The sequence below is a fragment of the Thiomonas sp. TH-17 genome, assembly GCF_057473305.1.
Map to the genome: position 1 here is coordinate 1 of NZ_JBYCKI010000031.1, position 12,221 is coordinate 12,221.

9 protein-coding genes are annotated in these 12,221 nt (G+C 63.6%); 7 read left to right on the plus strand and 2 right to left on the minus strand.

Annotation, left to right across the window (positions count from 1 at the left end):
- The 4 genes from AC2VLV_RS02200 to AC2VLV_RS02215 all read left to right on the plus strand — a co-directional run.
- Nucleotides 1-465, plus strand: a 465-nt coding sequence (locus tag AC2VLV_RS02200) for a sugar phosphate nucleotidyltransferase (protein WP_486988446.1), incomplete at its 5' end; no start/stop codon positions are given.
- Nucleotides 462-1,025 carry a dTDP-4-dehydrorhamnose 3,5-epimerase gene (gene rfbC / locus AC2VLV_RS02205; protein ID WP_486988447.1) on the plus strand — a complete coding sequence of 188 codons (564 nt, stop codon included), beginning with the start codon at nucleotides 462-464 and terminating at the stop codon, nucleotides 1,023-1,025. The genes AC2VLV_RS02200 and rfbC, both read left to right, overlap by 4 nt.
- A gap of 81 nt (nucleotides 1,026-1,106) precedes the next feature.
- The gene (locus tag AC2VLV_RS02210; RefSeq protein ID WP_486988448.1) at nucleotides 1,107-2,042 is read left to right on the plus strand and encodes a DMT family transporter; all 936 of its coding nucleotides are present in this window, start codon (nucleotides 1,107-1,109) and stop codon (nucleotides 2,040-2,042) included.
- 304 nt (nucleotides 2,043-2,346) lie between these two features.
- Complete coding sequence (locus AC2VLV_RS02215; RefSeq protein ID WP_486988449.1) at nucleotides 2,347-5,142, plus strand: EAL domain-containing protein; 2,796 nt, start codon at nucleotides 2,347-2,349, stop codon at nucleotides 5,140-5,142.
- Here AC2VLV_RS02215 and mltB read toward each other — a convergent pair.
- The gene (gene mltB, locus AC2VLV_RS02220; protein WP_486988450.1) at nucleotides 5,133-6,314 is read right to left on the minus strand and encodes a lytic murein transglycosylase B; all 1,182 of its coding nucleotides are present in this window, start codon (nucleotides 6,312-6,314) and stop codon (nucleotides 5,133-5,135) included. The genes AC2VLV_RS02215 and mltB overlap by 10 nt on opposite strands.
- Before the next feature lie 138 nt (nucleotides 6,315-6,452).
- Here mltB and AC2VLV_RS02225 point away from each other — a divergent pair, with 138 nt between their 5' ends.
- The 3 genes from AC2VLV_RS02225 (at nucleotide 6,453) to AC2VLV_RS02235 (ending at nucleotide 9,952) form a co-directional block, all read left to right on the plus strand.
- The gene (locus AC2VLV_RS02225) at nucleotides 6,453-8,474 is read left to right on the plus strand and encodes a PhoX family protein (protein WP_486988451.1); all 2,022 of its coding nucleotides are present in this window, start codon (nucleotides 6,453-6,455) and stop codon (nucleotides 8,472-8,474) included.
- 359 nt (nucleotides 8,475-8,833) lie between these two features.
- The gene (locus AC2VLV_RS02230) at nucleotides 8,834-9,304 is read left to right on the plus strand and encodes a hypothetical protein (RefSeq protein ID WP_486988452.1); all 471 of its coding nucleotides are present in this window, start codon (nucleotides 8,834-8,836) and stop codon (nucleotides 9,302-9,304) included.
- 105 nt (nucleotides 9,305-9,409) lie between these two features.
- Nucleotides 9,410-9,952 (plus strand): SCP2 sterol-binding domain-containing protein, encoded by a 543-nt coding sequence (locus AC2VLV_RS02235; RefSeq protein ID WP_486988453.1) that lies wholly within the window; start codon nucleotides 9,410-9,412, stop codon nucleotides 9,950-9,952.
- A 69-nt stretch (nucleotides 9,953-10,021) separates the two neighbouring features.
- Here AC2VLV_RS02235 and AC2VLV_RS02240 read toward each other — a convergent pair whose 3' ends face one another.
- Nucleotides 10,022-12,073 carry a bifunctional 2',3'-cyclic-nucleotide 2'-phosphodiesterase/3'-nucleotidase gene (locus tag AC2VLV_RS02240; protein ID WP_486988454.1) on the minus strand — a complete coding sequence of 684 codons (2,052 nt, stop codon included), beginning with the start codon at nucleotides 12,071-12,073 and terminating at the stop codon, nucleotides 10,022-10,024.
- Nucleotides 12,074-12,221 lie beyond the last annotated feature (148 nt).

The window sequence follows — 12,221 nt, forward strand, 5'->3', positions numbered from 1 at the left end:
CACGACCCCGAACGCTACGGCGTGGTCGAGTTCGACACGACCGGCCGCGCCATCAGCATCGAAGAAAAGCCCGCCCAACCGAAGAGCAGCTACGCCGTCACCGGCCTGTACTTCTACGACAACCAGGTGTGCGACATCGCCGCCAGCCTCAAACCCTCGCCGCGCGGCGAACTGGAGATCACCGACGTCAACCGCGTCTATCTGGAGCAGGGCACGCTGCAGGTGCAGACCCTCGGCCGCGGCTACGCCTGGCTGGACACCGGCACCCACGACAGCCTGCTCGAAGCCGGGCAGTTCATCGCCACCATCGAGAAACGCCAGGGCCTGAAGGTGGCCTGCCCCGAGGAGATTGCTTTCCGCGCTAGCTGGATTGACGCCAGCCAACTTGAACAACTCGCCGCACCCATGAAAAAGAACGGCTACGGCCAGTACCTGCTGCGCCTGCTGGCCGAGGAGAAGGCATGAAGGTCATTCCCACCGCCTTGCCCGAAGTGCTCATTCTGGAACCCAAGGTCTTCGGCGACGACCGCGGCTTCTTCTTCGAAAGCTACAACCGCAAGATCTTCGCGTTGGACACCGGGCTGGATGTCGAGTTCGTGCAGGATAACCATTCCCGGTCCGCCCAGGGCGTGCTGCGCGGCCTGCACTACCAGCTCGTCAAGCCGCAGGGCAAGCTGGTGCGGGCGGTCACGGGCACGGTCTGGGATGTGGCGGTCGATCTGCGCCGAAGCTCGCCGCGCTTTGGCCAGTGGGTGGGCGTGGAACTCTCGGCCGAGAACAAACGCCAGCTCTGGGTGCCGCCGGGCTTCGGCCATGGCTTTGTGGTGCTCAGCGAGAGCGCGGACTTCCTCTACAAGACCACTGACTACTGGTTCGCGGAGCATGAACGCTCGGTGAACTGGAACGACCCGGAACTGGCCATCGACTGGCGGCTGGAGGGCTTGAACCTGCCGGGTGGCCAGCCGAATCTGGCAGCCAAGGATGCGGCGGCGCCGCGGCTGGCGCAGGCCGAGGTCTACGACTGATCGCTGGCTGACAGCCACTCGGCCCCATTGCGGCATGCGCTTTGTTGAGCAGGTTTACGGGTGCACTGAAATAATGCATCCATGCCATCCAAAAGCCACTCCTTTCTAGACCCAAGCACCGTTCTTCTGCTGACCCTGCCGCCTCTGTTCTGGGCCGGCAATGCCGTAGTGGGGCGGCTGATGGTGGGGCAGATTCCCCCGCTGGCGCTGAGCTTTTACCGCTGGCTTTTTGCTCTGCTGCTGGCCTTGCTCATCGTCGGGCCCGATTTGTGGCGCAACCGGGCGGTGCTGCGCAGTAAGTGGAAGTCGCTCGCCGTCATGGGCATTCTGGGGGTGGGCAGCTATAACTCGCTGCAATACGTGGCGCTGGAGACCACCACGCCGCTCAACGTCTCGCTCATTACTTCGAGCGCGCCCGTGTTCATCCTGCTCATCGGCGGGGCGTTCTACAAACAGCCCGTGGGGCGGGCGCAATGGATCGGCGCCTTGCTGTCGATTGCCGGGGTGGCGCTGGTCGTGGCCAAGGGCGATCTGGCGCACCTTACGGCTCTGCACTTCGCGCCAGGCGATCTCATCATGCTCGTGGCCGTGTTTCTGTGGGCCATCTACACCTGGGAACTGCGGCAGCGGCCTATTGGCCTGGCGCCGATGACCTCGCTGGCCGCGCAGATGATCTGGGGCGTGCTGTCCATCCTGCCCTTCATGCTGGCCGAACGCTGGATTGGCGGTGAGACGACTCATTGGGGCGGCCCGGTCTGGCTGGCGCTGGCCTATGTGGCGGTGTTGCCTTCGCTGCTGGCTTACTGGTGCTGGGGCAGCGCGGTGGGCAAGGTCGGGGCGCAGATTCCGGCGTACTTCGGCAATCTGGCGCCTCTGTTCGCCGCGCTGCTGAGCTGGTTGTTTCTCAATGAAACCATCCACTGGTATCACTTGTGGGCGGCCTTGCTGATCTTCGCCGGGATTCACGTCGCGCTCAACGCGCGCCAGCAGCCCGTGCCGCTGGAGCAGGAATTGTGAAGTCTTTCACACAATCCGCGGCTCTCTGCCGATGTCCGGGAATGGGGCGTTGTGGTGGTTTGTCAGCGCAGGGTAAAGTGCACCAAGCTTGAACCCGGATTTTCCATTAGGCGGGGCTTTGCCCCTGCACGGGCGCTGGCGGGCGGTTTGGGGCGTCTTCGCCCCCGCGCTTCGCGCCCATAGCGACGGCTATGGGCTTGTCGCGCAGGGTCAAATCCCTCCCCAACCCGCCTCGCCATCATCCCGTGCCCTAACGGAAAATCCGGGTTGAAACCGCCCCGACCATGTCCACTACCCCGATTGAATGACTTCTGAGCCGAACGTCAACGGCGCCTCACCCGATACCCAGACTTTCGGGATGGAGCGGCAGACCGAACTACCCCTGTTTGCCTCGGGTCAGACGCCGCAACTGGCGCCGACGCCCATCGTGCAGCACTGGATTCGCCGCACCTACTGGACGCTGTTCATCACTTTCGTCGTGCTCGCGCTGGTCTATGCGGTCACCTCCTGGCGGGGGCAGCGCGAGATTCTCTACGGCTCGCTCGACACCAGCTCCAGTTTTCTGGTGAGCGCCACGCAGTCTTACTTCCAGGGCTTTTCGTCGGTGCTCGAAGCCACCGGCTCCGACCTTCAAGACAAGGCCGATCTGCTGCAACACCCCGAAGTGCTGCAGATTCTGCTCGAGCGCAGGCAGGCGCTGCTGCCGGGTTCGCTGTCCATCAACATTGTGTCGGCCGACGGCCGTCTGCTGGGCAGCTCGCTGCGCTCGGACAAACTCCCCGATCTGCAGCACTATCCCGATCTGCTGCATGCGCTGGCGCGCCTGCGCGCCCAGCCGCAAAAAAACAAGCTCATCATCGGCCGGCCCCTGATCGGGCCGCTGGTGGGTAAATGGGTGATCCCGCTGGTGCGCGAGATTCCCGCAGGACAGACGCATCCAGCGTTCTACGTCATTGCCGCGGTCAGCACCCAGACTTTTCTGCAACAAACCCTGGCGAACACGGCGCTTCCTTACAGCGGCATTGCCGCCGTGCTGGCGCGCGACGATGGCTATGTGCTCGCCCGCTGGCCAGCGCCCAAAGACGCGTCTTTTTTTTCCAAGCCGCAGCTCGGGGTGTTCGTCCGGTCTTTGACCGATCAGCCGGCGACCCGAAGTGCGCATTACGACGGTTGGGTCGTGGCGGACGGCTCGATGCGCATCGGCAGCTGGCAGCGGCTGCCGGGCTATCCCGATCTGGCGGTGGCGGTCTCGGTGCCGAGCAGTCTGCTGTGGACGCAATACCTGCACACCATCTGGCCGCCGATGGTCGGGCTGTTGCTGCTGTTGCTGTTGCTCACCGTGTTGTATCGCTACGCCTTGGGTCAGATCGGCCGCGAACAGGCGCTGGCGCAGGTTCAGCAGCAGCGGCTGCGCACCCTGGCTATCACCGATCCGCTCACGGCGGTCGGCAACCGCACACTATTGCGCGAGCGGCTTCAGGTGGCGCTTGAAACAGCTTGGAGCCGTCAGGGCGAATTCGGCCTGCTCCTGCTCGATCTCGATGGCTTCAAACAGGTCAACGATGCCTATGGGCACTCGGCTGGCGACGCCTTGTTGCGCGAAACCGCGCAGCGCCTGCAGTCCATCCTGCGCGAAGGTGAAGTCATGGCCCGCATGGGCGGAGATGAGTTCGCCGTGCTGCTGACTGAAGGCCATGGCAGCGGCGAGACTGCGGCCGAAGCGGCGGCGCAGCGCATCCTCTCGGCGCTGCGCCAGCCTTTTGATCTGGGCGTGGGTCGGCAGGCGTCGATTTCGGTGAGTCTGGGCTGCGCGCTGTATCCGCAAGACGGCGGCGATGCCGAAACCTTGTTGCGCCGCGCCGATCTGGCGCTCTATGCCGCCAAGGCCGCCGGGCGAGACCGCTATCTGCGTTTCAAATCCGATTTCGAGCGCGAGGCGCAGCGCCAGAAAAATTTGCTCGAAAGCGTGGAGGCCGCCTTGCAGCAAGGGCGGCTGTCGCTCAATTACCAGCCCATCGTGGCCATTGGCGGCGACCCGGCGCGGCCCGCGGTGGTGGGCGTCGAAGCCTTGCTCCGCCTGCAGACCGAGCAGGGCGGGCAGATGCTGGCGGCCGACTTTGCCAGCGTGCTCGATCACGGGCGACTGGCGCGCGCCATCGGCCGCTTCGTGCTCGACCAGGCGCTGACCCAGGGCGTGCAGTGGCGTGCCGAGGGCTTGGAGCTGCATATCGCCGTCAACATCAGCGCCGAGCATCTGCTGGCGCCCGAGTTTCTGGAGGATCTGCACCAGGCGCTGCACAACCATCCCGGTTTTCCCGCGAGCGGGCTGATGCTCGAGGTCACCGAGTCGGCGCCGCTGCGCAATCTGGAGCAGGCCCGGCAGGTTTTGCAAAGCTGCCAGGATCTCGGTCTGAGCGTTGCGCTCGACGACTTCGGCACCGGCTCGGCCTCGCTCACCTATTTACAGCAGTTGCCTGCGCAGTCGATCAAGATCGACCAGTCCTTCGTGCGCGACATGGTCAACGACCCGAAAGATTTCGCCATCGTCTCCGCCGTGGTCACCGCCGCCAATCTGCTCGGGCTGGAAGTCATTGGCGAGGGCGCCGAAACGCTGGAGCATCTCTCGGTGCTGGCGGCGATGAACTGCACCCTGGCGCAGGGCTATGCCATCGCCCGCCCGCTGCCCGCCGACGCCGTGGCCACCTGGGTGCAGACCTGGGTGCGGCCCACGGCCAATCTGCGCGCCACCGAGTTTCCGCACGAAGTCGAGGTGGCGCAGCTACGCCGGGTGGAGCGGTTGCAGCAGGCGGTGCGCGGCGAGGTGCCGTTTCCCGATCATGTGCTCGACGTGGCGGCGGAAAACCAGTGCCACCTCGGTTTGTGGCTCAACGGTCAGGGGCGGCTGTATTACGGCCGCGACCCGCGCTACGCGCTGCTGCTCGAACAGCATGCCGAAATCCATGAACTCGCGCGCCAGGCCAAGGCCGCGCTTGATCTGGGCGAGTTGAACGCCGCGCGCCGTTTTGGTCAGGATGTGGCCGAGCTCAGCACCATCGTGCTTGCGGGTATCCGCCAGCTCAGCGCCACGCCTCAAGATTGAGCTGCCGCCGCCGCAGCCACCACTTCACCCAGCTCGATGACCGCCAGCGCGTAAAACGCCGACTGGTTGTAGCGGGTGATGACGTAAAAATTGTCCGTGCCCAGCACATAGTCGGGCGCTGCTCCGGCATTGGGCAGTTGCACCACGGCCAGCTTGCCCGCATAGGCGCGGGCTTGCGGCAGCAGTGGCAGCCCCATCGCTACGAGCTGGTCGGCGGTGAAGGTCGGCGTGATGTCCAGCCCAAGCAAGGTGTCGAGACTGGCTTGCGACAGATCGGGCGGCAGTTGCAAGGGGAAGTGCGCAGGCTGGCCGCGCGCCCAGCCCTTGGCCGCCAGATAGCTGGCCACCGAGCCGATGGCGTCTGCGGGGTCGGAGATCAGATCGATGCCGCCGCCCTGATCGAAATCCACCGCATAGCGCAGGATGCTCTCGGGCATGAATTGCGGCATGCCGATGGCGCCGGCATACGAGCCGCGCACCTGCAGCGGGTTGCGTGCGTCTTGTGCGCACCACTGGAAAAAATCACCGAGCTGCACGCCGAAGTAAGCGCTGCGGTCACGCGGCGCCTGCGCTGGGTAACGCAGCGCCAGGGTTGATAGCGCATCGACCACGCGGAAGTTGCCCATATTGCGGCCATAAATTGTCTCCACCCCGAGGATGCCCGCGACGATGTGCGGCGGCACGCCGTAGCGCTCCTGCGCCCGCTGGAACCACACGCCGAATTCCTGCATGAAGTCGCTGCCCGCGCCGATGCGCAGGCTGTCGAGAAACCGGCTGCGGTACACCCGCCAGTTTTTCTTGCCCGGCGGCCCCGGCAGAATGAGCCGGGCCACCGTCGCGCTGTACTGCGCCCGGCCGATCAGCCGCGCCACCAGCGCTTCGGGCAGGCCGTTGCGCTCGACGATGCGCCCAATCAGCGCTTGCACGGCAGGGGCATTCCAGTCGCCCAGTTGCGCGGAGGACGCCGGTGCGGCCGGAGGCGTGCTGCTCGCGCCGGGAATCGGCGCGGATGCGTCAGCGCTCTGCGCCAGGGCGGCAGGGGACAGCAGCGCGCCCAAAGCCAGTCCGGCGCCAGCGTGCAGGCAGCGTCGGCGGCCCATGTTCTCGGGAGGGAAGGAGGCTTGCGGGAATTTCAACATCGTCGTGGGCGGCAGGCGGAGCAATTCCGACATGTTCGCACGCCGGCGCTTTCCGTCGGGCTCAAGCGCAGGGCGCGACGGACGATTCAACATCTTGTCACATTTGATCTGTAACTTTTGGTGTTGCGCCGTAACCATCTTGTCTGCGGCCGTTCCCTGATGGAGTTCACGATGTCCCAATCCCCAGCCAATCCTTCACGACGCCAGGCCCTGAAGCTGTTCGGTGGCGCTCCCTTGCTGCCGCTGAGCGCCGGTCTTGGCGGTTCTGCCCTGCTCGCAGCCTGTGGAGGCGGATCGACTACGGCTACCGCAGCCAGCGCCACCCCAACGGCCGCCGCATTCACCGCCATGGCTGCGCCCACGATCAGCGACCCTGCCAGCATGGCAACCACCAACGTCGCCTCTGCGCTCAAAGTGGCCTACAGCGACGGCAGTAGCCAGACTTACCAGCTCGGTTATCAACCGTTCTTCATCACCGGCCAAGCCGTGCCCAACGGCAACGGGGGCACCCTGATTGCCGGCAGCTACTTCGACATCAACGGCAACCCGATCATGGACAACTCCGTGCCAGCGTCGGCACGCCAGTTTTTCTCCGACGCCCCCGACGGAACCTCCCTGCTCACCGTGCCGAACGCCAAGGTGGCCGGTGTGAAGGGCAATACCGTGTTCGCCGTGGTGCAGTTCGAGTACACCAGCCTGGATCAGGCGGGCGCCTCGGCCTACGGCAAACTGCCGTCGCCCATTGCCGTGCTCACGCTCGACCAAGACCCTGCCACCGGCAAACTCAGTCTGGTGAAGTATTACAACGTGCCAACGGCCCCGGCCAATGGCCTGTGGATCACCTGCGGCGCCAGCCTGTCCCCCTGGGGCACGCATCTCAGCAGTGAAGAGTACGAGCCTGACGCCGCCGCCATTGCCAAAAACACCGGCTTCCAGGCCTTCATCACCAATCTCTACGGAGATGCCGCTGCGGTGAGCGATCCGGTCAAGGCCAATCCCTACCTCTACGGCCATTTGCCCGAAATCACCGTCAACGCCGACGGCACCGGCACGGTGAAAAAGCATTACTGCCTGGGCCGCATTTCGCATGAACTCATCCAGGTCATGCCCGACCAGCGCACCGCGCTGATGGGCGACGACGCCACCAACGGCGGCCTGTTCCTGTTCATCGCCGACAAGGCAGCCGATCTGTCGGCCGGCACGCTCTACGTCGCCCAAGCCACACAGACCAGTCCGTCGGGGCAAGGCACCGGCGCCTTCACCCTGAAGTGGATCAACCTCGGCCATGCCACCAGCGACGAGGTGCTGGCCCTGGCGCAGGCTACCGCCACCGCAGCCACACCTGGAACGTCCAACATCATGGACGTCAAGACCGCCGATCCTTCCGATGCGAGCTACACCCAGGTCTGGCTGGGCGGCAAGAAAAACTGGATCAAGCTCGTCCCCGGTCAGGAGAAGGCCGCCGCGTTCCTCGAAACCCACCGCTACGCCGGGCTCAAGGGCGGCACCATGGCCTTCACCAAAATGGAAGGTACGACCGTCAACGCCAAGGACAAGATCGCCTACTCGGCGATGTCCTACATCCAGTCGTCGATGGTCGATGGCTCGATTCCCGGCTTCAAAGTCGCCGGGCCGAAGGCTGGCGCGGTGTACGCCCTCAACCTCAAGGCAGGGCAAGTGGACACCAGCGGTGCCGCGATGAACAGCGACTGGGTGCCGGTGGACATGGCCGCGCCTGCTGCGCTGATCGGTGAAGACCTCGCCACGCCCGATGCCTTGGGCAACCTCGCCAACCCGAACAAAATCGCCAACCCCGACAACATCAAGTTCGCGGAAAAACTGCGCACCCTGTTCATCGGCGAAGACAGCGGCCTGCACGTCAACAACTTCCTCTGGGCCTACAACGTCGATACCCAGCAACTTTCGCGCATCCTGTCCACCCCGGCGGGGGCGGAATGCACCGGCCTGCAAGGCGTGGACGACGTGAACGGCTGGATGTACGTGATGAGCAACTTCCAGCATGCGGGCGATTGGGAGGTCAAAACCGTCACCAGCAACGGCGTGACCAACACTACCGGCCTGCACGCCAAGGTGTTCCAGACCCTGGAGCCGCTGATCGACAAGAACTACGAAAACGGCTTTGGCGCCGCCGTGGGCTACATCACCGGCTTGCCGCAGACCGTCAAAGTCTGAGAGGGTGTGAACAAATCCGCCATGTCCGCTCCTCGCGCCAAAACACCTCCGCTCTGCGTTGCAAATGCTCGCCGTGCCGTCGGGCACGGCTGTGCTTTGCGCCTTGATCGGTGGCGTTTGGGCGCGCTGCTCGGCCACGCCGGATTCATTCACCCCCTCTGAGCATCCCGCAGACGTTTCAACCTGGCCCGCCGCGTGCGGGCCTTTTTTCTGCGGGTTCATCCCGGTGTCAGTCGGGCGACAAATCGGCATACTCCCTGCACTACCGCGCACGACCGAGTCTTCTCAGGCGCGACAAATAAAGGAGGCAGGTGCGGCGCACAAACGCCCACCCGGAGTGGATGTCTGCAGATTTGCCATTGAACTGGATTCTTGAGAAAACCCCGAAGGGTCGAGACGAGTTGGCCACGCGCGCCAACCATCTGGCGCCTGGGCAGCGCAATCTGCTCATCATGGCGGATGGCAATCGGCGGGTGGTCGAGTTGCTCAAAGCGGGCGCCGACCCCGAGCGCTGCCTTCTAGCGCTGCGCGGCTTGCTCGAAGAGGGCTATCTGGTGCGCAACGTCGCCGTATCTGCCTCGGGCGCTCCCGCCTCCTTGTTTGCCGCGGACGCGCCGCAGCAGACACCCCACGCCCTGCTCATCGCCCTCGTCGAAGAACAGTTTGGCGCCCAGGCCCCTCGGCTGGTGCAGAAAATCGAGCAACACCCAGATACCCCGGAAGGCCGCGCCGCCGCCGTGCAGGCCTGCGTCAAATTCATCCGTCTGTTCATCGACGAGAAACAAGCGCACGCCTTCGCTCAGCGCGCGCAGGAGCTGTTGCCTGACTGACCCTTCCGCCTGAAATCCAGCCTGTCGCCGTGTCGTCGCGCCACGGCAGGGCTCCATCACCATCCCCTGCGCGAGCGTTTCAAACCCTCTTGGAGACAACACCACATGAAAACACTGTTCAACCCCCGCCGTTCACTGCAAGCCCTCGGTCTGGCAGCCGGTCTGGCCCTGTCCTCCGTGGCGGCCACAGCCTGGGCCGACACCCCGGTGCTGATGTCGCCCCAATGGGCCAGCGAAGCCTGCACCGCCTGGAACAACACGCCCGAGCTGACCAACGGCTTGAAGGGCGAGTTCATGCATGACGACAAGGGCCGCGGCTACAAACTGGTGGAGATGTACCGCACCGATTGCGGCAAAGACACCGTGGTTGAACTCAAGCTGCAACTACAGAACGACAAGGCCATGTGCGTCTCCGGCGGCGCGCCCACCCTCAAGCCCAACTTCGACGTTGACTTCCTGATGCACGCCAACACCAAGCAGTGGGAAGAAATGGGCAAGGGCGAATATGGCCCGATGAAGGCCATGATGTTCGGTCGCCTCGAATTCCAGGGGCCAAAGATGGTGGCCATGCGCGCCATGGACCCGTTCTCGTCCTTCCTGCTGCTGGTCGGCAAAGTGCCGGGCAGCACGGCCACCTGCCCGAAATAAACGGTCTTTCAGGCGGTGAGATTGCAAAACGGCGTGCAACAGCACGCCGTTTTGCTTTGTAGATTCAGCTTACCGGTCGAGGTGAACCTGGTAAACGCTGGCGCTGCCGTCCGGCTTGGTGGAGTCGAGCGTGACGTTGGTGATTCCGTCGTCAGTGGCGAGCTGCAGGGCGTTCGGGCTCGATTCAAACAGAACCTTGCCGGCAGCGGTCGTTTTGACGAAGCTCCAGTTGCGGTTACTGGCATTCGCCGCGCGGGTCAGGGTCTGCTGGGCCTTGACGTAGGCGATGATGGCCTCGCGGTTTTCATCGGGCGATTCGTAGATGACATAGCTCGAATCCGGGAAGGTCTTGCCGATGAATTTGCCCAGGCCGCTGGCACGGTAGTTGTTGGTCACGACAATGACTTCTGCTGCCGGGTCGAGCGGCGCGCCGTTCATTTGCAGGTTGACGATGCGTTGGCCCACAGGTTGGGTGACGTCGATCTGGTAGGTGAGCCCAGCGCCTTGAATGACGTCAAAGTTGTATGAGGCAAACGTCGGGTTGATGAGTTGCTGGTCGGCGGTTTTGGCGGGGTCGATGGTGTTGAAGTATTGCGCCGACTTTTCGAGCCAGAGCTTCACATCCGCCCCGGTGACCTTCACCACCTGCAGCGTGTTGGGGTAGATGTAGAGATCGGCCATGTTTTTGATGGCCACACCGCCGACAGGAATGTCGGTATAGCCGGTAGCGCGGAAATTCATCTTGAACGGCGCCGCCGCCGACAACACGGGCAAGCTAGCAAATTGCGGCAAATTGGCATCGGCGTACGACTTGTAGGCAGCAATCTGGGCATCGTTGATCAGTTGCACCACGCTGACATCGCCCACCTGCGTGAACTGACTGGCGATGCGGTACTGCGTGCTACCGATGGGCGTGTTGACGTATTTGACCGTTGCATCCTGCTCGGCCTGAATCAATGCCTTGATCGCAGGATCGGCCGGAATGATGACCGCTGCGCCGCTGGCGTCTTTGGCGTTGATGGATTGCAGACTGGAAGTCGCGCTGGCGACCTTCCACTGCTTGCCGTCCCAGCTAAGGTCCATTTTCATCAGACCCACGCTGTTGCCCCAGAAGCCGCCCATGATGGCGGGCACGCCTTTGATGGTGCCTTTGACGTTGTCGACGCCCGTGATGTTGGCGTAGTTCTTGCCGTCGGGGAAGTAGCTGTGCGAGTGGCCCATGAACATCGCGTCGATGCCGGGTACGTCGGCCACGTAATAGGCGGCGTTTTCCATCGTGGGGCTGTAAGGCGCGGTGGAAATGCCGCCGTGCACCAGGGCGACCACCACATCTGCGCCCTTGCTGCGCATTTCAGGCACGTACTTGACGGCCATTTCCTTCACGCCTTCGGTGTAGACATTGCCTTCGAGCCAGCGTTTGTCCCACTGCATGATCGGCGGCGGCGTGAAGCCGATGACCCCGATCTTCACCGTATAAGCCTTGCCGTCGCTGGCGGTGAATTGGCGGTCGAGCAGGGTATAGGGGGCGTACAGCCCCTGTTTATCTGCGCTCTTGTACACGTTGGCGGTGACCAGCGGGAAGTCGGGCCCTTTGCAGTTGGCGTACTGCGAGTTCCAGTTGGCGTTGTGCGTGACCTGGCTCAGAAAGTCGAGACCGTAGTTGAACTCGTGGTTTCCCACCGACATGGCGTCGTACTTCAGGTAGTTCATGGCCTTGAAGATGGCCAGGGTCTGGTCGCACGAGACGCGCTCCACGGTGGCCTGGTAGTCGGCCAGCGCCGTGCCCTGAATGGTGTCGCCGTTGTCGAACAGCAGCGTGTTGGGGTTGTCCTTGCGGATGGCCTGAATCAGCGTAGCGGCGCGGTCGAGACCGAGGGTGTCGGTGTCCTTGGTCGTGTAATAGTCGTAGCTCAGCACATTGGTATGCAGATCGGTCGTCTCGACCATGGCCAGGCTGAGCTTTACACCCGCCGCTGGCGTTGCCGCCTCGGCGGTGTCTGGGGTCGGTGTGACGGATGCGGTACTACTGCCGCCTCCGCAGGCGGCAAGCGCCAGCGAGACGCTGCCGAAGGCGACAAGCGCTGCGCGGCGACTGGTGAGAAAAAATGCGGGGTGATTCATGAATGACTCCAGAGAATCAGTGGTTTGATGGGATGGGTGCGACTCGCTTATTGCTGAAGCGCGCCGGTCTTGTCGTAGAAGTTCTGCGTCGAGTAATCGCTCACGGGCAGCTTGTTCAGCGTGCCGACCTTCTTGACGTAGTCGACGA